Annotated in this window: 24 protein-coding genes and 2 tRNA genes; 12 read left to right on the top strand and 14 right to left on the bottom strand. The window is 33.2% G+C overall.

The features are described from left to right. Positions 1–32: 32 nt before the first annotated feature. Positions 33–1,313 (top strand): phosphopyruvate hydratase, encoded by a 1,281-nt coding sequence (gene eno, locus QY322_00940; protein WKZ25856.1) that lies wholly within the window; start codon positions 33–35, stop codon positions 1,311–1,313. 13 nt (positions 1,314–1,326) lie between these two features. Next, complete coding sequence (gene gpmI, locus QY322_00935) at positions 1,327–2,979, top strand: 2,3-bisphosphoglycerate-independent phosphoglycerate mutase (protein ID WKZ25855.1); 1,653 nt, start codon at positions 1,327–1,329, stop codon at positions 2,977–2,979. A 28-nt stretch (positions 2,980–3,007) separates the two neighbouring features. On the opposite strand, the gene lexA is transcribed toward gpmI, so the two are convergent. Further along, the gene (gene lexA / locus QY322_00930; GenBank protein ID WKZ25854.1) at positions 3,008–3,643 is read right to left on the bottom strand and encodes a transcriptional repressor LexA; all 636 of its coding nucleotides are present in this window, start codon (positions 3,641–3,643) and stop codon (positions 3,008–3,010) included. Positions 3,644–3,704: 61 nt separating this feature from the next. On the opposite strand from lexA, the gene uvrB reads away from it, so the two are divergent. Beyond that, positions 3,705–5,729: an excinuclease ABC subunit UvrB gene (uvrB, locus tag QY322_00925; protein ID WKZ25853.1), complete on the top strand. Its 2,025-nt coding sequence runs from the start codon at positions 3,705–3,707 to the stop codon at positions 5,727–5,729. Here uvrB and QY322_00920 read toward each other — a convergent pair. Together QY322_00920 and uppP are read right to left on the bottom strand one after the other, a co-directional pair. After that, on the bottom strand, positions 5,726–5,986 hold the full coding sequence (locus QY322_00920) for a hypothetical protein (GenBank protein ID WKZ25852.1): 261 nt from the start codon (positions 5,984–5,986) through the stop codon (positions 5,726–5,728). The two genes, uvrB and QY322_00920, sit on opposite strands and share 4 nt — an antisense overlap. A gap of 8 nt (positions 5,987–5,994) precedes the next feature. Continuing rightward, positions 5,995–6,759, bottom strand: a complete 765-nt coding sequence (uppP, locus tag QY322_00915) for an undecaprenyl-diphosphatase UppP (GenBank protein ID WKZ25851.1) — start codon at positions 6,757–6,759, stop codon at positions 5,995–5,997. 47 nt (positions 6,760–6,806) lie between these two features. Here uppP and uvrA point away from each other — a divergent pair, with 47 nt between their 5' ends. The 4 genes from uvrA to QY322_00895 all read left to right on the top strand — a co-directional run bounded on the left by uvrA (position 6,807) and on the right by QY322_00895 (position 13,505). Beyond that, entirely contained in the window at positions 6,807–9,677 is a 2,871-nt protein-coding gene (gene uvrA, locus QY322_00910) for an excinuclease ABC subunit UvrA (protein ID WKZ25850.1), read from the top strand. A gap of 167 nt (positions 9,678–9,844) precedes the next feature. Then, entirely contained in the window at positions 9,845–10,417 is a 573-nt protein-coding gene (locus tag QY322_00905) for an NYN domain-containing protein (GenBank protein ID WKZ25849.1), read from the top strand. Further along, positions 10,414–12,252, top strand: coding sequence for a transglutaminase-like domain-containing protein (locus QY322_00900; GenBank protein WKZ25848.1), 1,839 nt, complete (start codon positions 10,414–10,416; stop codon positions 12,250–12,252). The genes QY322_00905 and QY322_00900 overlap by 4 nt, the downstream gene beginning before the upstream one ends. After that, positions 12,225–13,505 carry a GIY-YIG nuclease family protein gene (locus QY322_00895; GenBank protein ID WKZ25847.1) on the top strand — a complete coding sequence of 427 codons (1,281 nt, stop codon included), beginning with the start codon at positions 12,225–12,227 and terminating at the stop codon, positions 13,503–13,505. Before QY322_00900 ends, QY322_00895 begins: the two co-directional genes overlap by 28 nt. Positions 13,506–13,532: 27 nt before the next feature. Here QY322_00895 and QY322_00890 read toward each other — a convergent pair whose 3' ends face one another. Further along, the gene (locus tag QY322_00890) at positions 13,533–13,778 is read right to left on the bottom strand and encodes a hypothetical protein (GenBank protein ID WKZ25846.1); all 246 of its coding nucleotides are present in this window, start codon (positions 13,776–13,778) and stop codon (positions 13,533–13,535) included. Between the two features lie 221 nt (positions 13,779–13,999). On the opposite strand from QY322_00890, the gene secG reads away from it, so the two are divergent. Then, the gene (gene secG, locus QY322_00885; protein ID WKZ25845.1) at positions 14,000–14,206 is read left to right on the top strand and encodes a preprotein translocase subunit SecG; all 207 of its coding nucleotides are present in this window, start codon (positions 14,000–14,002) and stop codon (positions 14,204–14,206) included. A 13-nt stretch (positions 14,207–14,219) separates the two neighbouring features. Further along, positions 14,220–15,506: an ABC transporter substrate-binding protein gene (locus QY322_00880; protein WKZ25844.1), complete on the top strand. Its 1,287-nt coding sequence runs from the start codon at positions 14,220–14,222 to the stop codon at positions 15,504–15,506. Here QY322_00880 and obgE read toward each other — a convergent pair whose 3' ends face one another. The 6 genes from obgE to QY322_00850 all read right to left on the bottom strand — a co-directional run bounded on the left by obgE (position 15,507) and on the right by QY322_00850 (position 20,977). Further along, the gene (obgE, locus tag QY322_00875; protein WKZ25843.1) at positions 15,507–16,418 is read right to left on the bottom strand and encodes a GTPase ObgE; all 912 of its coding nucleotides are present in this window, start codon (positions 16,416–16,418) and stop codon (positions 15,507–15,509) included. A 13-nt stretch (positions 16,419–16,431) separates the two neighbouring features. Then, the gene (locus QY322_00870; GenBank protein ID WKZ25842.1) at positions 16,432–17,097 is read right to left on the bottom strand and encodes a hypothetical protein; all 666 of its coding nucleotides are present in this window, start codon (positions 17,095–17,097) and stop codon (positions 16,432–16,434) included. A gap of 113 nt (positions 17,098–17,210) precedes the next feature. Continuing rightward, the gene (locus QY322_00865; protein WKZ25841.1) at positions 17,211–17,564 is read right to left on the bottom strand and encodes a GNAT family N-acetyltransferase; all 354 of its coding nucleotides are present in this window, start codon (positions 17,562–17,564) and stop codon (positions 17,211–17,213) included. A 235-nt stretch (positions 17,565–17,799) separates the two neighbouring features. Beyond that, a complete protein-coding gene (locus QY322_00860; protein WKZ25840.1) occupies positions 17,800–19,143 on the bottom strand; it encodes a glycosyltransferase family 2 protein in 1,344 nt (447 codons plus the stop codon). Positions 19,144–19,145: 2 nt separating this feature from the next. Further along, positions 19,146–20,006 carry a class I SAM-dependent methyltransferase gene (locus tag QY322_00855; protein ID WKZ25839.1) on the bottom strand — a complete coding sequence of 287 codons (861 nt, stop codon included), beginning with the start codon at positions 20,004–20,006 and terminating at the stop codon, positions 19,146–19,148. Further along, a complete protein-coding gene (locus QY322_00850) occupies positions 20,003–20,977 on the bottom strand; it encodes an NAD-dependent epimerase/dehydratase family protein (GenBank protein WKZ25838.1) in 975 nt (324 codons plus the stop codon). Before QY322_00850 ends, QY322_00855 begins: the two co-directional genes overlap by 4 nt. A gap of 25 nt (positions 20,978–21,002) precedes the next feature. Between QY322_00850 and QY322_00845 the strand changes: the two genes are divergently transcribed. After that, positions 21,003–22,130, top strand: coding sequence for a hypothetical protein (locus QY322_00845; GenBank protein ID WKZ25837.1), 1,128 nt, complete (start codon positions 21,003–21,005; stop codon positions 22,128–22,130). Here QY322_00845 and QY322_00840 read toward each other — a convergent pair. Further along, positions 22,123–23,334 carry a methyltransferase gene (locus QY322_00840; GenBank protein WKZ25836.1) on the bottom strand — a complete coding sequence of 404 codons (1,212 nt, stop codon included), beginning with the start codon at positions 23,332–23,334 and terminating at the stop codon, positions 22,123–22,125. The two genes, QY322_00845 and QY322_00840, sit on opposite strands and share 8 nt — an antisense overlap. A 48-nt stretch (positions 23,335–23,382) precedes the next feature. On the opposite strand from QY322_00840, the gene QY322_00835 reads away from it, so the two are divergent. Next, positions 23,383–24,402, top strand: a complete 1,020-nt coding sequence (locus QY322_00835; protein ID WKZ25835.1) for a hypothetical protein — start codon at positions 23,383–23,385, stop codon at positions 24,400–24,402. 18 nt (positions 24,403–24,420) lie between these two features. Here QY322_00835 and QY322_00830 read toward each other — a convergent pair. After that, positions 24,421–24,495, bottom strand: a tRNA-His gene (locus QY322_00830). Positions 24,496–24,649: 154 nt separating this feature from the next. On the opposite strand from QY322_00830, the gene QY322_00825 reads away from it, so the two are divergent. Beyond that, entirely contained in the window at positions 24,650–25,339 is a 690-nt protein-coding gene (locus QY322_00825) for a VTT domain-containing protein (protein ID WKZ25834.1), read from the top strand. 3 nt (positions 25,340–25,342) lie between these two features. Here QY322_00825 and QY322_00820 read toward each other — a convergent pair whose 3' ends face one another. After that, positions 25,343–26,098 carry a hypothetical protein gene (locus QY322_00820; GenBank protein WKZ25833.1) on the bottom strand — a complete coding sequence of 252 codons (756 nt, stop codon included), beginning with the start codon at positions 26,096–26,098 and terminating at the stop codon, positions 25,343–25,345. After that, positions 26,069–26,140 (bottom strand) — tRNA-Gly (locus tag QY322_00815). Before QY322_00815 ends, QY322_00820 begins: the two co-directional genes overlap by 30 nt. Positions 26,141–26,143 lie beyond the last annotated feature (3 nt).

The raw sequence follows: 26,143 nt of genomic DNA, 5'->3' as shown, positions 1-26,143 counted from the left end.
AGCGGAGCTTGTGATAAATTAATAAAAATAAAATGAGTGTCATTAAAAGAATTTGGTCAAGAGAAATATTAGACAGTAGAGGTATTCCTACAGTTGAATGTTATTGTCTACTTGATGATGGAAGATTTGCAACAGCTTCTGTTCCTGCAGGTACTTCCATGGGTTCACATGAAGCCCTAGAACTTCGTGACGCAGATCCAGCTAGGTACCACGGTGATGGAGTTTTGAAGGCTTGTGAAAATATTAATACCATCTTGGGCCCAGCTATTGTTGGTATGGATTCAACCAAGCAAGCAGAGATTGATCAAAAACTAGTAGGTCTAGATGGAACAGAAAATAAATCAAAGTATGGTGGGAACTCAATTCTTGCAGTTTCTGAAGTGGTTTGTAAGGTTGCAGCATTGTCACAGAGTAAATCCCTTTATACTTGGATAAATGATCTAGGTGTAGAAAGAGGTTTAAAAAAGGGGGTAAAAACTCCAACTCCACTTCTTAATATGATTAATGGAGGTTTACACGGAGCAGGAAACCTTGACTTCCAAGAATTTTGGATGATACCCGCAACAAACAAGAACTTTAGAGAAGGTCTTCAGATGGGTGCTGAAATATATAAAACAATTGGCGATAACTTAGCTCGACGCGGTGCTATACATTCTGTTGGTCACGAAGGTGGTTATGCCCCCAATTTATTTACTAATGCAGACGCTTTTGAAGTTTTTGTAGAATCAGTTCGTCAAACCAACTATTCTCTGGGTCGCGATGTCTTTTTAGGTTTAGATATTGCAGCCAACAGTTTTTACAAAGATGGTGACTACACTATTCGTGATAGATCCTCGACTTTAAGTGACGACCAATTACTTGATTATTACAAAGAGTTAATTAATACCTACCATTTGGCAATTTTAGAAGATCCATTTCAAGAAGATGCTTGGAACTCATGGAAAAAAATAAATGCAGAGCTATCTGGAACTGCAATTATAGTGGGTGACGATATCTTAGTGACAAATCCAAAAAGATTGCAGAAGGCAATTGATGAAAAAGCTTGTAACGGAGCTGTTATTAAACCCAATCAGATAGGAACTGTTTCAGAAACACTACAAGTTGTTAAAATGGCAAAAGACGCTGGTTGGAAAGTAATAACCTCACATAGAAGTGGAGAAACCAACGATACTTTTATAGCAGATTTCGCTGTTGGTATAGCTTCAGACTATGCAAAATTTGGAGCCCCTGCAAGGGGTGAGCGTATCGCTAAATATAATCGTTTGACTGCAATCGAAATAGAACTTGAATACTTCCAAAATAAAAATAAATGATATCAGTTACGTTATGAAACCTAGTACCAATCCAAAATTTGTAATATTGGCAGTTCTTGATGGCTGGGGTATATCAGCACCATCAGCAGGAAATGCTATATCAATGGCCAATACTGTTAATATCAACCGATTTGCTGCTGGCTATCCACATACTCAATTAAGTGCCTCAGGTGAGTCAGTAGGTTTACCGCGTGGAGAGGCTGGAAACACTGAAACAGGCCATCTTAATTTGGGTGCAGGAAGAATTGTCTATCAGGATTTAATGAGAATAAATATGTCAATTGCTGATGGAACATTTTTTAGTAATCAGGTACTTTTGTCAGCTATAAAACATGCCAAAGATAATAATTCCAATTTACACCTGATGGGCTTAGTTGGTGCCGGAGGAGTACACTCAAATCTAGAACATTTATTTGCTTTAGTTCAACTGTGTAGTAGAAACAAATTTGATAGAGTTTTCTTACATTTATTTACTGATGGTCGTGATTCACCACCAACTGCCGCCAAAATCTACATTGAACAGATCAAAGAAGCCTGCATAAGAGAGAACGTGGGAAGAATCGCCTCCATAATGGGTAGATATTGGGCAATGGATAGAGATCATAGATGGGAGAGAACAGAAAAAGCATATCTTGCATTAACTAAAGGTCAAGGAAATCTAGTTAAGTCCTGCATTGAGGCGGTTGATATGTCTTATGAGAATGGTAAAACAGATGAATTTATTGAACCTTCTGTGGTTACCGATAACCAAGGAAACCCCCTAACTACAATTAAAGAAAATGATGCTGTTATTTTTTACAATTTCAGGGTTGACAGACCTAGACAGTTATCAAGAGCTTTTGTTTATGCTGATTTTAACAAGGCTGAAAATGTCCAGTCTTTTGACCCTTATTTGGTTAAATACAAACATAAACATACAAACGGAAACCTGCCAGAAATTCATACCTTTGCAAGAGATGAAAAAATTAAAAATTTATATTTTGCGACTATGACAGAATATGAAAAGCCATTAATTGAAGAAGGTGCAAAAGCTGCGTTTGCACCTGAAAATGTTGATATGCCATTAGGACGAGTTATATCTGAAAACGGATATAAACAATTGAGGGCTTGCGAAAGTGAAAAGGAAAGGTTTGTAACCTTTTACTTTAATGGTCAGCAAGAAATACCCATGGAAATGGAAGAGAGGTTAATTGTCCCATCACCTAAGGTGGCAACATATGATTTAAAGCCGGAAATGAGCTCTTACGAGCTAACAGACGCCATTTTAAATAAAATCAAGGGAACAAATGATTATAAGTTTATTTTAGTTAATTACGCTGCTCCTGATATGGTAGGTCATACAGGAAATATAGGTTCAGCTGTTAAAGCCTGTGAATCTGTAGATGAATGCATTGGAAGACTTGCAAACTTTTGTTTGGCTTACGATGGAGCATTAGTTATAACAGCAGACCATGGAAACTGCGAACAGATGATTGACGCACAGTCGGGTCAAGTATCAACAGAACACAGTACAAATCCCGTGCCGTTAATTATTGTTTCCAAAGAATTTATGGGTAGGGGACAAGTATTACCTTCAGGTGTTTTGGCTGATGTTGCCCCTACTGTTCTAGCTCTTCTTGGAATTGGCATACCAACACAAATGAGTGGAAGAAATTTATTACAGTAGAATTTAAAGAATATTAGTATTAGGAAGTTTAAACTCTACCGTATTTTCTAATTAAACCTACAACTTTACCCTGTATCGTAACTTCTTTAGCAAATATTGGAGCCATTGCTGAGTTTGCAGGTTCAAGTCTTATCCTTGTTGCTTCTTTAAAGTATCTCTTTAGGGTTGCCATACCAGTTTTTAAAAGTGCTACAACTATTTCACCATTATTTGCTGTCTCAACTTGTTCACAGATTACAAAATCACCGTCATCTATATGATCTTCAATCATAGATTGACCCCGTACCTGAAGTACATAAACTCTTTTGCCTGATTTCATAAAAGATGGTGGAATTGAGATGTGGGCATTTGGATCTGTCATTGTTTCAATAGGCTGACCAGCTGCAATAAAACCTAGTATTGGTACTGTCACACCCTCATTATTTATATTAATTGGGATCGTGAGCTCCATTTTGCGAAGTCTTCCTGATGTTCTTTTAAGTAACCCCTTTTCAACCAAACTTTCAACATGCTCATGGACTGTAGCCAGTGACCTTACGCCAATTGCATCTGCTATTGATCTTAAAGTTGGAGCAAAACCACTTGCTTCCACGGTTTGTCTTATAAAATCTAAAATCTGGGCCTGTCTTTTGTAAACTACTGGTGCTGTTCTATTTGGTGCCATAGTATGAATATACAAACATAAACCGAATGCGTCAAGTACATCTTTTTGATACAATATAGAAATGAATTTTAAATTAGTTTCAAAAAATATACCTATTCTTGAGCAGCAAAAGGCAATTGACAAATTGGTGGACAACATTAATAAAGATGTTAAATACCAAACTCTTTTAGGTGTTACTGGATCAGGGAAAACAATGACTGCTGCTTGTGTAATTGAAAAGTTACAAAAACCAACACTTATAATCTCCCACAACAAAACATTGGCAGCACAACTATATCAGGAGATGAGAGATTTATTTCCTGACAATGCAGTTTCATATTTTGTTTCCTACTATGACTATTACCAACCAGAAAGTTATATTCCTTCGACTGACACATACATAGAAAAGGACTCTGCAATTAATGAATTAATCGATAAACTAAGACTTGCAGCTACAACAAATTTGTTGACTAGAAAGGATGTAATAGTAGTTGCTTCTGTGTCGTGTATATATAACATTGGCTCACCCAATGAGTATGGTAAGTTTGCCTTTGAGTTTGTTGCTGGAATGAAAGTAACCCGTGACCAAATAATTGATAGGCTTTTGGACTTACAATATGAAAGATCAGAATTTGGTTTTAATAGGGGCACTTTTAGAATTAGAGGTGAAACAATTGATGTTTATCCAGCATATTCAGATGATGCAGTTAGAATTGAGTTAGACGATGTAAAAATAAAAAAAGTTAGTTCTATTCATTCTGTTACGGGAGCCTTGGTTAGCATTCATAACTTACCATTTACTCTTTATCCAGCAAAGCACTTTATTACTGATCCTAAGACTCATAATTTGGCCTTTGACCAAATTAAAACTGACTTAAACCAAAGAGCTAATAGTCTTAAAAAGGAGAAAAAGCTACTTGAGGCACAAAGATTATCACAAAGAGTTAAATATGACCTAGAAATGATTAAAGAGGTTGGATATGTAAAAGGTATTGAGAACTATTCAAGATATTTTGATGGTAGAAAGCCTGGAGATGCTCCATTTTCGCTTCTTGATTATTTTTCTGTTAATTCTTCAAAATTTGGACACGACGACTGGCTAGTAGTTGTTGATGAAAGCCATATAACATTTCCTCAGATAAGGGGAATGTTCGCAGGCGACTTCTCAAGAAAATCAACACTAGTTGATTATGGTTTTAGACTTCCATCAAGCTTTGACAACAGACCACTTAAATTTGATGAGTTTATGAGAAAGATCCCTAACTTTATAGCTCTCAGTGCAACACCAAATGATTGGGAACTTTCACTTTCTGAAGGCAATATTGTAGAACAACTAGTTCGTCCTACAGGTATACCAGACCCAATAGTAACAATTAAGCCAACTACTGATCAAATTAAAGATGTTATTGAAGAAATTAAAAATGAAACAAAAAACAAAAGGAGAGTTTTGGTAACTACACTAACTAAAAAAACTGCTGAGGACTTATCCAATTATCTTGAAGAACAAGGCATGAAAGTTGCCTATTTGCATTCTGATGTACACACATTAGACAGAACAGACATCTTAGACAATCTAAGAAGGGGTACATATGACGTCCTAGTTGGTATTAATCTCTTAAGAGAGGGTCTAGATCTTCCAGAGGTTGGTTTAGTTGCTATTTTAGATGCAGATAAAGAAGGTTTCTTGAGAAGCCAAACTAGTCTAATACAAACAATGGGAAGGGCTGCAAGACATATTGAGGGACGAGTTATTATGTACGCTGATAAAATTACAGGCTCAATGCAAAGAGCTCTTGATGAAGTAAAAAGAAGACGAGAATACCAGCTTGAAATGAATAAAAAGTATGGAATAACTCCAAAATCAATAGTTAAGCCCTTAAGAGAAAAATTAATTGAAAAACAAGATGATTCAAATGTTGAAAAAGCATTAGGTTTTGGTCTTGAAACCTTTGCACATTTATCAGAAATAGAAACCGAAAGTTTAACTCCAATGGATAAAAAGAGATTAATTAAAAACCTGCAAAAAGAAATGGTAATAGCTGCCAAAAACTTAAATTTTGAACTGGCTGCAGAGATTAGGGATAGGGTAAAAAACTTGAATAATTAACTATTAAGTCTTTGAGCCAATTTGTCAGCGTCGTTTACCATCTCTACATAATCTAACGCACCAGCTTTTATGATGGTCGTAGCTTCGTCTGGGTACGCCGCATGAGCAATAACAACAAAAGGTTTCTTTGCTTCCCGATATTCTTTTTTACCGACAATTGCGACGTTTTCAGGGAGATTAGATTTTTCAACCGCTGAAGCTATAACCTGTCTATCAGTTCCCTGAAAATACATTGATATTGTAAATCGTTCTGTCATGGCTTGAATTATATAACTAAAAACATAAAAATCAAGGCAAGGACTATTCTATACCAGCCAAATATTTTAAAATTATGGTTTTGAACATATTTTAATAACCATCTAACTGCAATATAAGCAGTTAAAAAACTTAAAATAAATCCAATTACAAGTGTTGTCAGGTTACCATTGGTCCAAACAGATACATCTGTTCTAACTACATCTAAAACACTAGCACCTAACATTGTAGGAATTGCTAGAAAAAATGAAAATTCTGTAGCGTTCTTTCTATTCATTCCCACAATCATACCTCCAAAAATAGTTGCAAAAGCACGAGAAACTCCGGGAATCATTGAAAAAATCTGAAACAAACCAATTAATAAGTAGTGCATATTATTTAAAGACTTATTATCTTTGGGTTTTATAAAATTTTCAAATAGAAGCATTACAATACCTCCTGCAAGTAGGCTTGAGACAACAACCATTGAATTGCCAATTAAGTAATCTTTAATAAAGTCATAAAAAAGTAATCCAAAAACAACAGATGGTAAAAATGCTAATAGTATATTTTTGTATAACTTCCAATTAAGACTTAAGACCAACTTTTTAAAATAAATTACAACAACTGCCAAAATTGCACCTAGTTGGATAATAATTTGAAAAGATTTAACAAATTCAGTTTGGGCAATATCTAATAGTTTTGCGGTTAAAATTAAATGTCCTGTTGAAGAAATAGGCAGGAATTCAGTAATTCCTTCTACAATTGATAAGGCTATCGTCTGAAATAAGTTCATACTGTATAATTGTAACATCCTTTGCGTTTGCAGAGGAAGTTTGACGTATGAATGACTATATATCAATAAAGGGTGCAAGACAACACAATTTACGAGGTGTTGACCTTGATATTCCTAAAAACAAGTTAACTGTTTTAACTGGAGTTTCTGGTAGTGGTAAGTCTTCTTTTGCCTTTGACACCTTGTATGCAGAAGGACAAAGAAGATATGTAGAAAGCCTGTCTACTTATGCCAGGCAATTTTTAGGTATTATGGAAAAGCCAGATGTTGATTCAATAACTGGGTTGTCTCCAGCAATTTCAATTGATCAAAAAACTACTTCCAGAAATCCAAGGTCAACAGTTGGAACAGTTACAGAAATATATGACTATTTAAGACTTCTGTTTGCAAGGATTGGACATCCTCACTGTCCAAATTGTAAAAATGAAATATCAATGCAAACACTTGAAGAAATTGTAAATAAAATTATGGCTAACAAAGGAAAATTCTATCTTTTGGCACCTGTGATAACTGATAGAAAGGGAGAGTTTAGTAGTTTATTTGATAATTTGATATCTAAAGGATATGCCAGAGTTAGGATTGATGGAGTTTATAAAGAATTGCAGGATGACTTTACACTAATTAAAACAAACAAACACAGTATAGACGTGGTAATTGATAAGGTAGTTATAGATAAAAAGGATAATAACACTTTAAAATCAAGACTTTTTGATTCAGTATCTCAAGCCTTGAGGTTGGCTGATGGGTTTGTAATACTTTCTGAAATCAAAGATGCATCTTTTGCAATTCCTGATTATCCTGAAAACTATGTAGACCATTTATACTCAGAAAAGTTTTCTTGTCCTAAATGCAACATCTCATTACCTGAGATTGAACCTAGAAGTTTTTCATTCAATTCTCCTCATGGAGCCTGTCCAGCTTGTACAGGACTTGGGAAGTTAAAAAAAGTAGAACCTAATCTAGTTTTTTCTGAAGAGTTGTCGATTATGGAAGGTGGGATACTTCCTTTCTCGTCTATGTTTGATCATGAGACTTGGTATGCAAAGACTGTTGTAGCTATGTGTGAAAAGAATAAAATCAATGCACACACTCCAATTAAACACTTAAATCAAAAAGAAAAAGATCTACTTTTGTATGGTACTAAAGATGATTTGTATCAAGTTAATGGAAAAAACAAATGGGGTAAGGATACAACGATATGGCAAAAATATGAAGGAATTGTTGGAAGCATTGAGAGAAGGTACAAGGAAACTGACTCGGATTATATTAAAAATGAATTTGAAAAGTATATGAGAGAAATGGTTTGTCTAAGTTGTAATGGAACAAGACTTAAAAAAGAAAGTTTGTCTGTCACGATTGATAACAAAAACATTGCAGAGTTTACAAGTTATTCAGTAGGTTTCTTATATCAATATATCAACACTTTAATAAAAGAAAAGATTATAAATGAAAGAGAAATTCAAATTGGAAAACTAATTATTGAAGAAATTATAGGTAGACTTAACTTTCTAAAATCTGTAGGACTTGAATATCTAACCTTGGACAGAATGGCAGGTTCTCTTTCAGGTGGTGAGGCTCAGAGGATACGCCTTGCTAGCCAAATTGGTTCAGGCTTAACTGGAGTTTTGTATGTTTTGGACGAACCCACAATAGGACTTCACCAAAAAGACAATCAGAAACTTATAGATACCTTAAAGCATTTAAAAAATCTTGGTAATACTGTTGTTGTTGTTGAACACGATGAAGAGATGATGAAACAAGCAGATTACTTAGCAGATTTTGGACCACTGGCTGGAAAACTTGGTGGAAAACTAGTCGCTTCAGGAACCTTGCAAGATATCATTAGAAGTAATGATTCACTAACAGGTAAATATCTATCAGGAAAAAAGAAAATTTCTGCAATGTCCTTGCCCAGCGTTTTAGTTAATGTTGCACACGGAAATTTTAAAATATTTGGTGCTTCACATAATAATCTAAAAAAAACAGATGTTGATTTCCCATTAGGTAAGTTTATTTGTATTACTGGAGTTTCAGGATCTGGTAAATCCACATTACTTGTAGATACTGTCTATCCAATATTGCAACAACACTTCAACCCATTCTTTAAGGACCATGTCGGGGAACATGAGAGAGTAGAAGGATTGGACAATATAGATAAAGCAATACTAATAGACCAATCACCAATAGGCAGAACTCCTAGAAGCAACCCCGCAACTTATACTGGAATATTTGACCCTGTTCGAGATGTTTTTGCGTTAACAAGAGAGGCTAAAGTATTAGGTTACAAAAAAGGACAATTTTCATTTAATTTGAAAGGTGGTAGGTGTGAAGCCTGTGAAGGACAAGGGCAAACAAAAATTGAAATGCAGTTTATGCCAGACATTTGGGTTAATTGTGAAGTTTGTAAAGGTAAAAGGTATAACTCTCAAACTTTGGAAATTACATACAAGGGTAAAAACATTTCTGATGTCTTAAACTTAACAGTATCTGAAGCCAAAGAGTTTTTTTCAGTACACCCTAAAATATATGAAAAACTTGAAACATTAGAGGACGTGGGCCTAGGATATATAGAGTTAGGTCAACCTGCAACTCAACTTTCAGGTGGTGAAGCCCAAAGAGTAAAATTAGCAACAGAATTATCAAAAAGGCAAACAGGAAAAACTTTTTACATTTTAGATGAACCAACAACTGGACTTCATTTTGCGGATGTAGAAAAGTTACTTAAAGTTTTAAGACTATTAGTTGCAAAAGGAAACACTGTTTGTGTGATAGAGCATAATATTGATGTTATTAAAAATTCAGATTGGGTAATAGATTTAGGGCCAGAAGGTGGAGATAATGGGGGTAAAATAATAGCAGTAGGAACTCCAAAGGATATAAAAAGAAATAGTAATTCAGTAACAGGTAAATATTTGTAACATTTATATTAACGCGATGACTTAACTATAGGTTTTGTCAAGTTAGGTTAGATTGACAAGATATCGTTGTCATTGTTATAATACATTCATAAACACCTCAGCCTGTGTCGCAAGACCCGCTGAGGTTTTTTATTGCCAAACCCTTATAATTGAGACATAATAAGTTTATGAATAGAACAGTTATTTTTATTGATGGAGAGAATTTTTTTTATAAAATAAAAAAAATAGTAGAATCTTCAAAAATTAAACACAAAAAAGACATTTCTAAAATAAGTATAGACTCGATTTTAAAAGAAGTATTAGACAAATATAATGTCGATTCCAAAAAGTATTATGTTGCAAAGCTACATATACATCCAAAAACTAAGGAGAAATCACAGAAGTTAATTAATATTCAAAGATCATTGTTTAATAATCTTAAAAAGGAAAATTATGATGTAGTTATTTTTGGTAATGTAAGGGGGCAAGATGTTAATGGAAAAATCATTTTTAAAGAAAAAGGTGTTGACGTTAAAATTGCTGTTGATTTAGTTTCGTACGCATATAACAAAAAGGTAAAAACTGCTATTCTTTGTAGCTCTGATTCAGATTTACAACCTGCAGTATATGAACTCAAGAAACTTAAGGTGAAAACCGTTTACATTGGGTTTCAAAGCGAGCCAAATAAAGGATTAATCTATACTACTGATACAAACATTTTAATTTCAGATGAAACCATACTTCAAGCTATTAAATTATGAAAAGGGTATCTACATTTATTATTTTTTTGCTTTTTCTATTTGCTGTTCACACCTTCCTATTTTCTCGCCCTGTTAAGGCTGCTGGTGAATTTGTAACTGATTTTGATGTTACTTATAAAGTTAAAAATAGTGGAGTTACTGAAGTTGTAAATAAAGTAACTTTAACTAATGTTTTTAGTAATTTATATGCTACTTCATATTCCATAGTATTAGACAGCATAACTCCACAAAACATTAGGGCCTATGATGTAAATGGCCCACTAACAGTTAATAAAACTCAAAACGCCAATACAACATCAATTGAAGTTGTTTTTAGTGATTCAGTTGTTGGAAAGGATAAATCAAGAACTTTTTGGGTAGCCTTTGATGAAAGCTCATTTGCCATAAGAACAGGAGAAGTTTGGGAAATATCAATTCCTAGACTTGCTGAAAATGCTGATTTTTCAAGTTATTTTATAAACTTAGAAATTCCTGAAAGTTTAGGTCAAGAAGCATACATTTCTCCAAAACCAAGAAGTTCAGTTAAAGAAGGAGAACTACTTAAATATAGATTTAATAAAGATGATGTCTCAAGATCTGGTATTACTGCAGGTTTTGGACAGTTCCAAGTATTTAGTTTTAATTTAAACTACCACTTGGAGAATCCATTGGCTCGTGAGTCACAAACTGAAATTACACTCCCTCCGGACACAGCATTTCAAAAAATATACTATACAAACATAACTCCAAGACCAGTTAGTATGTATGTAGATAGTGATGGCAACTGGATTGCAAAATATACGCTAAAGGCACGTGAGAGAATTGATGTAAATGCCGTGGGTTATGTACAAATATTTGCAACCCAAAGACCATATCCCAGGCCAACACAATTGTCATTAGAAGAAAACCTGACTGAACAAACATACTGGGAAACCTCAAATCCTGAAATAGTTAAACTTGCCAGTACCTTAAAAACACCAAAACAAATATATGACTATGTAACTAATCATCTTAAATATGATTATGCCAGAGTTAGACCAAATGTAGAAAGACTAGGGGCTGTTTCTGCATTACAGAACCCCACACAAGCAATTTGTATGGAATTTACAGACCTTTTTGTTGCAATTTCAAGAGCCGCTGGAATACCTGCAAGAGAGATTAATGGCTTTGCATACACTGAAAACCCAGAAATCCAACCTCTTTCACTTGTTAATGATGTCTTGCATGCTTGGCCTGAATATTACGATTATGAAAAAAAATCATGGATACCTGTTGATCCAACATGGGGGTCAACTACAGGTGGTGTTGATTACTTTAATAAGCTTGATTTAAGACACTTTACTTTTGTAATACACGGAAAAAGTTCTATTAAACCATATCCAGCAGGATCATATAAACTTGGAGCAAATCCACAGAAAGATGTTTTTGTATCATTTGGCACACTACCACAGGAAAGAAACTCTGTTGTCAATGTCACTGCAAACCTTGACCGTTGGATACCATTAGTTGCAAACAGTTTAAATTTAAATATTGAAAACCCTGGACCTACTGCAATTTATAACATTAATCCCAAGGTCTATTTTGATAATTATGAAAGACCAGAAAATTCAACCCTTAATGTTTTACTTCCATTTCAAGTATATAATACACATATCACAATCCCGTTTTCATTTTTAGGAGCTAAGACTCCTGAAATTGTTAAAGTTTTAGTTGACGGAGAAAGTGTTACGGTTGCCACAAATAAAAAACAGGTTGTAATATATAATCTGTTGTTTGTATTTTTCATAATTATTTTAATACTTGTAACAATATTATTCAGATTTAAAAAATGGAAATTTCCAAAAAAGAATTCTTAAAACTTCCCCAAACACCAGGGGTATATATTTTTTGGAAAAAAAGCACCACATCTAGTGGAGATGCTCCTATTTATATTGGTAAGTCTTCAAACCTAAAGTCACGCCTTAACAGTTATCTAAATATTACTTTGGGGGTTAAGACTAAATTAATGGTACAAGAAGCTACTAAGGTAACCTACATTAAAGTAACTTCAGATTTTGAATCATTGTTATTAGAGTCATCATTAATTAAAAAACATAAGCCAAAATATAATATTGTCCTAAAGGATGATAAGCACCCACTTTATATTCTAATTACAAAAGAAGAATTTCCAAGAATACTAACATCAAGAAAATCTGGTGACTATGGCCCGTTTCCAAGTTCTTACAATGTAAAATATATATTGAGGGTGGTAAGAAAAATATTTCCATTTTCGGACCACAAGATAGGTAAAAAGCCTTGTCTTTACTCACATTTGGGTTTGTGTAGCCCTTGTCCAAACGAGATAGTTAGTACTGAGGCAGAAGTAGATAGAAAAGAACTGACCAAAAAGTATAGGCAAAACATTAAAAACATAAAACTAATTTTAGGTAGAAAATTTAATATTGTTAGAAACTCGCTCGAAAAAGAAATGAAAAAATATTCTCGAGATATGGACTTTGAAAAAGCAATGACTCTTCGCGATAAGATCAAGATCCTAGATTATATTACTCAGGAACGAATCAAGACTGAGAAATTTATTGAAAATCCAAACCTAGTTGAAGACATAAGATTAATGGAAATCAACAGCTTAAAAGAACTTCTAAATTCAAATGGAATAAGAATAACCAAGTTAAAAAGAATTGAGTGCTATGACATCTCTCACTTGCAAGGTGTCTTTACTACTGCGTCTATGGTTGTACTAACAGAAGGTGAGAATCATAACTCTGAATACAGGCATTTTAAAGTTAGACAGCCTAAAGGGCAAAGTGACTATGATTCTATGAGAGAAATTGCAAAAAGAAGAATTAAAAACCTTGATAAATGGGATAAGCCTGACTTGATAATTGTTGATGGGGGATTGGGTCAAGTAAAAGTTTTCCATGAGGCATGTAAAATACTTGGCATACCTGTAGTCGGTATTGCTAAAAACCCCGATAGATTGGTATTTGTAAATGGAGTTAAAGTTAGACTTAAAGGCCTGAACTTAAACATAACAGCCAGAGTTAGGGATGAGGCCCATCGTTTTGCCAGAAGGTTGCATCATAAACTCTTGACAGATAGTTTTAATTAGACAATACTTAATTTATTAAGTAAAAACTTAACTATATAAAGTGAAAAGAATACTGCGCCATTTTGTAATTGATACCGTTTCCATATTTTTGGTATCTTCAGTTGTTGTTGGATTAGTCTTTGAAAATGGTATTGAAACACTTCTCTTAACTGGTTTGGGTCTAACCGTTGCTTCATTGATTGCAAAACCAATAATTAATTTGCTTCTTCTTCCTGTAAATATGATTACCTTTGGACTATTTAGGTGGGTATCTGCTGTAACTGTTTTGTACATAGTGACTTTGGTGGTACCCGGCTTTAGGATAGAGAACTTTTTATTTTCAGGTTTTACAAGTGTCTGGATAGACATTCCTGTTGTCTATTTTGTTAGCTTTTGGGCTTACCTGGCTTTTTCATTCCTTCATTCTGTAATTTCATCTTTTATATACTGGCTAATTCGTTAAGAGTCTTTTTCAAACTAACTTTACAATTGTTTTTTTGGTATAATTCAAATATATGAAAGAGTTAGTACAAATAATACAGTCTATTAGTGCAATTTTGTTAATAATATTTGTTTTACTTCAGGTTAGGGGTGGGGGATTTTCAAGAAGCTCAAACTCAGCATCATTTACAAGGCGTGGTGTTGAAAGACTGGTATATAGGCTTACATTTGTAGTAGCTGGTCTATTCTTAATTATGTCTGCGATATCACTTTTTATGTAGTTTTAAACTAATTATGTCACCTCGATATATTTTCAGGTTAATTCAAGCCTTTTTTAAAAGGTTTAAGGCAATAATTTTTTTAGGCTTTGTCTTTGGAATTATTGTTTTTCTTTTTCTATCATTCCTACTACCTAGTATGATATCCGAGAAGCAGAAAATAGGTATTGCTGGACGCTACACCGTAGATAACCTGCCCCCAGTTATTGCAACTAAAATTTCTGACGGTTTAACAAAAACTGATGAGAATGGTAATGTAATTCCATCAATTGCCAAATCATGGCAAACAACAGATGGTGGAAAAACATGGATATTTACACTTGATGAAAATGTCACCTGGCAAGATGAGAAGAAAGTATTAGCCTCTGAAATTAAATATGAATTTAATGACGCCCAAGTTAGTGTTGTTGATGAACAAACTATAGTGTTTAGCCTTGATAGCCAGTTTACTGCCTTTCCTGTTATCGTAAGTAAACCAGTCTTTAAAAAGGGCTTGTTGGGTACAGGGGAATGGGAGGTTAAAGACGTATCTTTAGCTGGTGGCTATGTACAAAATATTACTTTGCAAAACAAGGAGAAAGACAGACTTGTTTACAAGTTTTTCCCCTCTGAAGAGAGATTGATTTTAGGTTTTAAGTTGGGAGAAATAGACATAATTGAAAGAATCAACGACGTTTCAAGTTTTGAGGGCTGGAAAACAATAGAAATAGACAAAAATACAAGCTTTGACAACTTTGTGGGAATATTTTTAAATACAGATAACGAAAAGTTAGCAGAGAAAGCTGTTAGACAGGCTCTAAATTATGCCATAGATAAAGACCAGTATGAAAATCGTGCATTGGGGCCCATATCACCCTTTTCTTGGGGTTATAATCCACAGGTCAAACCCTATATAAAAGACGCAACCAAGGTTGAAGAAATTAAAGGAATAAATTTGAAAATTTCAGTTCTACCAAATCTTTATAGAATTGCTGAAAGTATATCCAAAGAATGGCAAGACCATGGGGCAAACACTGAAGTTGAGATAGTCACAACTATACCTGAAAATTATGAAGTTTTTCTTGCAACTGTTGATATACCCAAAGATCCTGATCAATATAGCCTTTGGCACTCAACACAGTCAGAAACCAACATCTCAAAGTTTAAGAATGTAAGAGTTGACAAACTATTGGAAGACGGTAGAACCGAACTAGACCAAGAAACAAGAAAAAAACTATATCTTGATTTCCAGAGATTTTTGGTTGAAGAAGTGCCTGCAATTTTTCTTTACTATCCAGAATACTACAAAGTAACAAGAAAGTAACTAGTTTAATAGTTTTTTTAGTTTATTGAGACTCTCGATATCATAGACAGACATAGATATACCTTTTTTGAACTTTTTCTTTTCGTCTACTAAATCAGACTTTGTTAATAGAATGATTTCTTTCTTTTTAAGCATTTCTTCATTAAATTTAGATAATTCATTACGTACAATCTCATAATCTTTTTTATAGTCGTCAGACGTTGAGTCTATGCAGTGGATCAAGACATCTACTTTTTCAATATGTTTTAAGAATTTAATACCAAGTCCTTTACCATCAGAGGCACCTTCAATAAGTCCAGGAATATCAGCAATTACTTTTCCATTAACTACACCTAAATTTGGTGAAAGAGTGGTAAATGCATAATTCCCAACCTTTGCATTTGAATTTGTTAGTTCATTTAAGAGACTACTTTTACCAGAATTGGGTAGTCCAATCAATCCAAAATTGGCAATTAATTTAAGGTCTAATGTTAGATTTAGTATTTCGCCTTTAAAACCCTTTTGTGCTTTCAAGGGGGTAGTGTTTCTGGAGCTTCTAAATTCCCAATTCCCCTTTCCACCATCACCTCCATTTAGTAGTTTTATTTTTTGAGTAGAGTCCTTAATTTCTAAAACAACTTTGTTTGTATCCCTGTTTACTAGTGATGTCCCAATGGGTAAGGTAAGAACTAAGTCATTTCCTTTTCCGCCACTTTTAATATTGTTCCCACCAAGAATTCCATCATTTGCTGAGAAGAAGTCTTTTTGGCTAAATTGGTTTAGCAGTGTTAAATCTGAAGAACCTTGAACATACAAGTCTCCACCACGACCACCATTACCACCATCAGGACCACGGCCAATCTTTTTAAAAGATACACGACCATTACCACCATCTCCAGCCTTAAATGTAACATCAACTTTATCTAGAAGCATATTAAGTAGTATATCAGTATTTGATTGTTTCAGGTACAGAGCCTTGAAGATGAAAGTCACCTGATCTAAAATTTGCCTTTTCTAAATCTACTCCACCTATTTGGTTTAGTCGTCTAGTTACCATATCAGATACAGCCGTACTTGTCATATTTGTGATATTAGATGGAACTGTAACTTTTCCAACCTTAAAAACTTCAGGGGCAATAACTAGTGTGCTGTTATCCATATTTCCGGTGGCTTTTAAATAAAAAGGTAAATCGCCTGAAACATATTTAATATACTTTTTACCTGTTTCAATGTCTGAATCAGAGTAACCCAAGTCCTTAGCTAAATTTACAGCAGTTTCAATTTTTAAATATCCTGAAGCTTCACCTGTGCCATCTGGATGGAATTTTATTTGTACATTTTTAAGTGGAAAGTTTTTATCTCTTTCTTCCCATACTGCAAAAATAGAAGTTATTTCTTGGCTAGTCAAGTAAACATCTAAATCAATTTTGCCACTATCATTTGACTGGCCATACATTTCTTCAAAAGCATAAACTAAAGATTTGTCAGCTTTAACTTCTAAATCAACAGTTTTTGAAAAATAGTTAGACAAAACAGGCATAAAACCTAAGTATGTAATAACTATTACAACCAAAAAAATTATTATAAATAATCCAATTAAAAACTTTTTCATAATTTAATTATACACCTTATGGGTGGCTTAACAAAAACACCTAGAACCGTTTTTAGAAGTGACGATTATGAAATAGATTATTTAAAAAATATCTTAAAACAATTCATTAAATACTAATTACTTAATTTCTTAATAAAACCTATCCCGTTAAAACTATAATTATTAGCAAGAAGTAACTTAGAAAGAGTGAATGTATCTCCGAAATCACATGGAGCGAATCTCATAAATGTATACTTTGCCTTTTTGTCTATCGACCACTCTTCTATTTTTGCTACAAGATTTGTACCAATTTTATTGCGTCTATAAGAAGGTAGCACTTGTAAGTTTTCTATAACTGCTACAGAGTTAAAGTAAATAACAACCATGGCTTTCCCTGCAACTTCGCCAAGTAAACCGTTGACTTGAAGCGTTGCCAGATTATTATCACTATAAACAATATCGGGATAACTGTTTGATATTTCTACCATAAAAATACTTTCGAATCGTTTTTGAATAAAATACGTTCAAAAATAGGGTTATTTTTAAATTTTGTTCAACTAATAACCCGTCAGGGTGGTCTAAGAGGTGTTGTTTGCACCGATGACCTCCATAGTATAACTAACAACCTCGATTATACAAGGAAGTCTGTATTAATGAAACAGTTATCTCAACATTATCAATATGTAATAGCTCTAAATAACTTTTACAAACGATAGAAAAGTGTCATATCTTTTTAAGACACCTATTATGATATTTTAAAGCAATTTTATTAGAATCCTCTTTTGCTAACGCTATTTCAAAGCATCTAAGAGCTATCTCATAAAACTCTTGTTCGTAAAAGAGTGTACCTTGTTTTATGTAGAATTCTGGCGTTTGATTCCAATAACTAGTATCTTTGCTAGTATCTGTTTTTTCAAGATTATTTATGCGATCTGTGATTTTGCGATATTGACCAACTGCTAGCAATGTATCTATGTTTAGATGTTTAGGTAAAATATTATTTGCATTTTTGCTTTTTGGTAATATCTTAGATGAAGGCTTCTTGTTTATCTGCTCTATAATTCGATTTTTTGATTTATCTAACCAATTTATGTAATCATTTGTTTGACTTGTTTCAATCAATTTATAAAATAAACGTCGATTACTTAGATATTCATTGCGTTTGTTTCCTGTTCTGGATGAATGACTGATATGTAATCCAGTAGCTGAATACACAGGTAAGACAAATTTACCTACAGAGATTGCCTTTGATACTAAATATCCATCAGTACAACCATATCCAATTAATCTTTCATCATATCCACCAATTTGATAATAGGTTTTTTTAGGAAGACTAAATAGTGCACCAAAAACCAGGTCAGAGAGTAACCAAGGATCATCATTGTTACGCATCCACAAACCATTTAAATTGCCTAGGTCCTTAAAATGGTTACTTGCTAAGCACATATTATTTGGATGACCAGAAGATGAAAAAGCAATTCTTTCATCAGTTAATAAAGTAGGATATTTATGAAGTCCAAAACGTCTGATATTTACAGGATTAACTCGAGGATCATCTTTAGATACTTCTGAACGAAATCCAGCAAGCAGAATGTTTGGAAATAATTGGTGTCTTATCATTAGCTGTTCAATCGTATAGTAGGAAAGAATCATATCTGCGTCACAAGAAATTATAATTTCATTTTGAGCAACAGAAATGCCAGTATTCAACGCTTGTGCCTGACCTGCATGTTTTTGTTTTATAACAACTAGATTTAGTGAGTATTTATTATTTTTGATAATTTCTAATGTTTTATCATCAGATCCGTCATCGATAAAAATAATCTGTAATTTATTTGGATATTTAATATTAAAACTACTTTGTTCGATCGAAACAAGACATGAAAGAATTGATGATTCAACATTTTTTCCAGGAATGACAATTGAGGCAGTCATATTTTTATCTAGTTTTATGGCAGGTGGAGTAGAAAATGGATCTAATAATTCTGATTTAGTAAGTTTTAAATATTTCTTTTCAAGTAAACTGTAATCGTTATCCTTCTTACTAAGTGCCTCCTTTTGATTCATTGTTATTTACTTTTTTCAAGAACCCAAACTATTGCAATAGGCAATCCTTTTAATGCAAGAGACATTGTTTTAGAGCTAAGTGCAGATAGTTTCTGTAAGGTTTTAATTTCTTTCAATCCTATTTTAGGTTCGTAGCATTCAATAATTTTCAAAGAAGATTTATTAAAAGCTTCAATATAGGAACTATGCCAAATAACATTATCTTTAATAAAACCCCATCCTGATTTTTTGTTGTGAAACTCTGCATGTGCACCTAGCGCAACCATCCACGGATGAACACTTGAGATAACCATATGGCCTCCAGGCCGTAAGACTCGAGAAAACCCATCTATAGACTTTTCTAAATTCTTTACATAATGAATTGCTAAACCTGAGACAACTAAATCAAAGTTATTATCTTCAAAAGTTAGATTACTTATATCGCCTTGAACAAACTGTATCTGTTTACTTTTTTGTCTAGCAAGTTCTATCATATCCATAGATATATCAATGCCAGTAACAGAATGGCCAAGTGAATCAAGATAGAGACTGTATCTTCCAGTTCCACATCCTAAATCAAGTACTTTTCCTTGGAGATATTTTTTCAGTATTTTTTTAACGATTGGTTCTTCAACCTGTATCAAGATGTTATCTTCAGTATCATATGTTTTGGACCATATTTTGTAGCCGGATTTGATGTCATATTGAACCGCTTTTGTTTTTGCATCAACTATTTCTAGTGTATTAGGCAGTTTCATAACAAGAGATGAGATCTCGTCAAATATGGGTATTGTTGAGGAATCCTCACCAATTAGCCAATTCCTCAATAATGCTAATCCAGCGTAACCTAAAGCACTTTGTTTCGAATAGTTAATGTTTGTCATTTCCAATTATCTGGAACTAATTTATTATTAATTTCAAGCTTGGTGTATTTATATTCCTGCTGACCTTGTGTTTTTGCCCATTCCCATGTTGTTTTAAGTGCCTCAATGATATTTGTGTTCTTATAATCAAAATTATTATTTTGTAATTTGTGATCTAGGATAACAGAACCAATCTCTTTTGGACGTAATGGTAAATATTTTGGAGTCAACGATGTCTTTGAAATTTCACGAACCATATCTGAAAGTTCCTGAAGGGAATAACTTGTATCTGACCCTACATTAAATGTCATATCGGCTACATTCTTAAAACCACATTGGTAGATAACATCAGCGACATCTTTTGAATAAGAAAAACAACGTTTCATTTCGCCTTTGCCATAAATTGTATACTGTTCATTTCTTAAAATATTATTCATAAAAAGTGTAACTACATTTCTATATGGATCGTTCATTCGTTGCCGTGGTCCAAAAACATTATGAGGCCTGACAATAACAAATTCAAAACCATGAGCTTGACTCATTACTTTAAGAAAGTTTTCATTCGTCAATTTACTAATGCCATAAATATCTTGTGGATTTGGTATATCAGTTTCTTTAAACGGAGATTCTATATTCCCATAAACTGCAGCACTTGAAGCAAAAATAACTCTTTTTAGATTACTTGAGTTTAAGGAAGGTACCAGAGTATTTAAAAAAACATCAATATTATCTTTTGTTACCTTAATTGGAGAAAAAAGTGATTTGATTTCAGACGCGTCTGCAGCTAGTGCATAGACTATTTCAGGAGCTATTGATTCAATTACTTCTTTTGATTTATAGGTATCTTTAAGATCAATATAGTAGTTCTTGCACTTAAGATTTTCATTTCTTGAGGAGCTTGAAATTCCATATACATCATGGCCATGAGACAACAACAAGTCCACTAGATCAGACCCTATCAACCCAGAATGTCCTGTTACTAAACATTTCATATTTATTAGTATATAATCTTATACCATGAAGAGGATCGTTTTTACAGCCCAAGACTTTGCTTTTGGCTCTATTGGACCTTTATTATATCTTGCAGATGAATTCAGAGGCAATAAGGAGTTTGAATTGATCTTTGTAGGCTTCGGTACATCACTTCAGCTAGCTAAAAAATTTCCTTTTAACAAAATTTATGAGCTTGATACAGAAGACCCTAAAAATATGCCAAAACTTGAAGAAATTATATCTAAAGCTGACGCAGTTGTTAGTTGCACAGATATTCCAAGTATAAAAGCTGCTAAAAAGTTTAATAAAATTACAATCTGGGAAGATGTTTTGTTTTGGTTTTGGCCAACTATTTCAGAGGAACTTTTCGATGTAGATTTGTATATCCGTGAGCGTGCATTTGACGCAAGTGCTAACGAGAAAAAGTATGGTGATAAGATTAAAAATCTTCTAACTGTTGGACCCATTATGGCTAAATTTAACAAATTATCTAGAAAGAAGCAGGCAATTATTTCATTTGGTGGAGCACAGGCAACACACGTATATCAGGTTGGAAAGGACACTAATTTTCCTTTCGTGATGACAGATATTTTATCTAAAAATGTTGATTGGTCTGATTTTGAACGTGTGATTTTAGTAACAAGCGAAAAAGTTATAGAACAGCTTAAAAACAGATTCCCAAATAGCCCATTTGAGTATACTACTCTAGCTCATGATAAATTCGCTGAAGAAATGTCCCAATCTGAGGTGATACTTATAACACCGGGTTTAATAACAACTCAAGGAGCATTCTTTAGCGAAACACCTGTAATTTTTCTTCCCCCATCAAATGATAGCCAATATTTACAGCTGGATGGATTTCGCGATTTAGGTCTGGCTGAATCTTCAGTATCCTTAAATGATTTTTTTCCGAAACTTGATTTATTACATCTTCCAGGAGAAGAAAGTACTAGATTAGTGATGAAACAATTAAGACTTTTGGAAAAATCTGAAGATATACAAAACAAAATAGGATCAAAGCTTAATGATCTTGTACAAAATAGAAATAAGTGGTCCAACGAAACTGTAAAAAAGGGCAAGGATTACATTGATTCACTGGGGGGAAATGGAACTGATTTAGTGATAGAAAAAATAAAAGAACTCTTTAAATAGTTTTTTTCTCAAATGATAAGAAGCTTTCTCCTCTATATTTAGCTCTTTTTAGTATTGATATTCTTTTATCCCTTTTAACTAGTTTTTCAATCTGAGTGGTTATATTAGAAGTTGATTCTAAATAGGCTCTACCATTTTTGGAAAGTTGATCCAAAACTTGTTTTATCAAAAATTGATTGACATCTCTCCCTTCTTTTTTGTCTATTATTGCAATAAAACAATCGATATTCTGGCTGTTAATAGTAAGATCTACTTGATGCTTTAAAATAATCTTTTCTTCTGGAAGTCCGTTTAGTTTTAAATTTCTTGATGTTGTTACTAAAGACTGTAGATTTCGGTCAATTAATGTCAATATTTGCAAATTAGATATTGATGAAACAGCAACAGGTATATGCCCTTGATGTATATTATAAATTGCACAATTTTGAATGTCATTACCTTTTATATTTTCTAGATTATTTAATAACATCTGTGTATTGTGGCCAATTTCATCAAATTCAGGAAGGTTATAAGTTGTTTTTAATTTTAAAGTTTTACCTAAAAAATTAAATGAATATTCATCTCTATCATAAAGACCTGTATTAAAACTTTGAGGACATTTCCCTGTATTTAGATTTGAATCTAATATGAATTTATAATGAAATACTGTGTGTCCATTCCATGATTTTTTCAAGATAATTTCAATATTTGGATCTGATAGTATTTTTTCTACATCATCTAAAATTGCATCAACAACAACAATTGCTACTAATCCTTTTTCTCTCAAAAAATATTTAGCATCTAGTAACATGTGTGATAGCACATTAAATCCAACTTTTGCAGGAATATTTGACATTATCAGATCAAAATCTTTTGTTTCAATACTGTCATATCCAAGACTTCCATAAATCTCTGGAATAGATAGATTGTTTAATTCTGCATTTAAACCTGAATATTTAATAGCGAGTGCATCTCTATCTGTCATATGGATTTCGCTGTTTGGCATCAATGCCTTTAGGGTGATCCCAATTGGTCCATATCCACAGCCTAAATCTAATACTTTCTTATAATTTAATTTATCTAATAAGAAGGTTCTTAATAATCTTTGTGTACCAAGGTCGATGATATGAGAACTAAATAGGGGTTGAGAAACTTTAAACTTAAGTTTTGTATTTTTAAAATCAAAGTTTATTGTTTTTTTGTAATATGAGTCTAATATATCCATATATTTCAGTCTAATTGATATAGTATAATCGATTTTTAGATAAAATAAATGAAAATATCTTTTGTAGGTAACTATCAGTATAGTTGCGGCTCAAGTAACGCCCTGTTGGGCTATATAAAAGCTGGTAAACTTCTTGGGTACGATGTCAGAGTATCCGAATTTGGTTATATAGACGAAACTATAAGAAAAATTATACCAGTAGCCCCAAGATCTTGGAACGTCGACATCTTAGTCATAGTTTATGAATCATACCCCTTCCTGTCTGAAGTGGATTTAGATCAAATTATAAAACATATTCCAAGATCAAAAATATTGATAATTGATCCTGATGGCAAATATCATGAGCCATGTGTATTCGAAGATGATACCAACCATTCAACTTCTGACTCTTATGAATACTGGACAAAATTATATGATAGTTTGTCTGATAAAGTTCTACAGCCAACTTTAGATAAAATTACAAAAAATAATATTTATAAGTTTATATATTTTGGTATTGATAATAACCAGTTTGAAAGCATTAAGAAGGATTTTGATTTACTTTATGTTGGAAATAATTGGCATAGATGGGACGATATTTATAATTTAACTAATTCTATAAGTTCAATCAGAAGACAACTTAAAAAAGTTGCTGTCATGGGAAATTATTGGGATGGAAATAATATGAAAGGATATGAAAAAGTTACAAATTCAGATCCAGATTTTCTTAAAGTAAATAACATTGAAATTATTAAACCAGCACCATACGGCAGAGTAGAAACGTCGATGAGTAGAGCATTAACCAATCCAATATTTGTAAGGCCAATACTTAATAAGTTAAAACTTGTAACCCCGAGAATGTTTGAAACATTCGCTGCTAATACTGTACCGGTTATACCCGAATATTTTTCTCATGCGGTTGAACTTTATGGTGACACTGTAAAAGAATTGGTTTTATCTAATGAAAATATATTAATGATATTACAAGATTATAAAAAATATTTGGATATTAGTAGAGGTATACGAAATAAATTAATGACCGAACACTCCTATCAAGTTAGATTAAAAGAACTAATTAAATTTGTTTAAACTACAATTTAGTTATTGGGTGGTTGAGGAGATTTGAACTCCCGGCCTCTTCCTCCACAGGGAAGCGCTCTAAACCAACTGAGCTACAACCACCATTTATTGAAAACTCTCTTATTTTACTATTTTATAGTAAATATATCTATGGTAAGCACGATGTAGGGTTTTTCTTTATGCTAAACATATAGTGATCTAGCCTTAGATGACTATATTATTTTTAATTTCGTTTGTGTAAACTGTTAAATGTTAAATGAAAATATTAATTGATTGGTTGGTAAATATAGCTGATGGGGTCCCTGTTGAATGGTTTGTATTCATTGGTGCATTAATAGAAGAGATTATAGCTCCTATACCATCTCCATTAGTTATGATGCTTGGTGGGTCTATTGCAGCGGGTCAAGAGAGAAGTCTGTTGTTTATCTTGTATTTGGCTTTGATTGGAGCCTTTAGTAAAACAATAGGCAGTGCAGTAATTTATATCATTTCAGACAAACTCGAGGATGTAGTAATTGATAAATTTGGTAAGTTTTTAGGAGTAAGTCATTCTGATACAGAAGGCTTAGGTAGATTTTTAAGCAAAGGCTCAAAAGATGATATAGCAATCTTTTTAATGAGAGCACTCCCCATAATGCCAACTGCACCTGTATCAATTATCGCAGGACTTATAAAAACTGACTTTAAAGCATATATCAGAAGTACATTTTTAGGCCTTATTGTCAGAAACTCAATTTATCTTTATTTAGGTTTTACCAGTCTTGATGCACTAGAGTCACTAAGTGAAGGTTTTGATAGTATGGAAAAGATAGGCTATGCATTCTTAATTATTTTTGCACTTGGTTTTCTTTACTGGATTTATAAAAAGAAAAGACAAGGTTCTGCTATAGACATGCTTGAAAAAATGCTCTCCAGATTTAAAAAAGATATTCAAAAAAAGATTTAGAATTTATTTACAAGAACAATTTATTATACTCGGTGAAGAATAGGAATAGTCTAGACCTATTGTAAAAGAAATTTTAGCATTCGATTTTGAGGGAAGAATAAATTTATTATAAGAGTCTAGATATCCATCCATAGATTCCAATGAACGTTTTTCGTCATACCCGCGTTCAGTAGTATTTACCATATGTCGAAGTTGAATTTTTGTTTCCTGGTCGGCGTCTAAAAAAATTCCAAATGAGGGTATGGGAAGATTTAGTTGAGAATATAAAGCACAAGCACCTTCTATTATAATTAAATTAGAAGGAAATATTTTACCAACACTGTTATGTTTTCCAGTGACATGGTTGTAAACGATATCATCAACACTGTTACCTGACGACAACTCTTTAACAGCCTGTTGAAGCAATTCAAAACGTAAAACCGCTGGATCATCCCCGTTTGGGAGGCCTCTTTTTTTTCGTTCCTCACGATCGGGCATAACACGATCGGTATGAATTAAGGACGCATAGGGAAATTTAGATAATATATTTGTTGCCAGACTTGATTTTCCTAGTGATCCAAAACCAGATATACGCACAGCAATAGAGCCTCCATTATTTATAGAAAATGAAATTATTTCAGTTTTTATTGTTTCAGTGGCACATTCCATTGTATGTGTAAGCAGTACTTTTTCACCTAATTCTGGAGCAGAAACAATTCCTAATTTTTTTACACAGTGCTCAGCCATCTGAGCGGGTAAGGGGAGTCGAACCCCCATCATCTGTTTGGAAAACAGATATAATAGCCGCTATACGATACCCGCAAT

This window comes from bacterium, from assembly GCA_030583725.1.
GTDB lineage: Bacteria > Patescibacteriota > Microgenomatia > UBA8517 > UBA8517 > JAUYMM01.
Note: the sequence above shows the minus strand (reverse complement) of the source record. Positions and strands in the feature narration are given on the sequence as shown.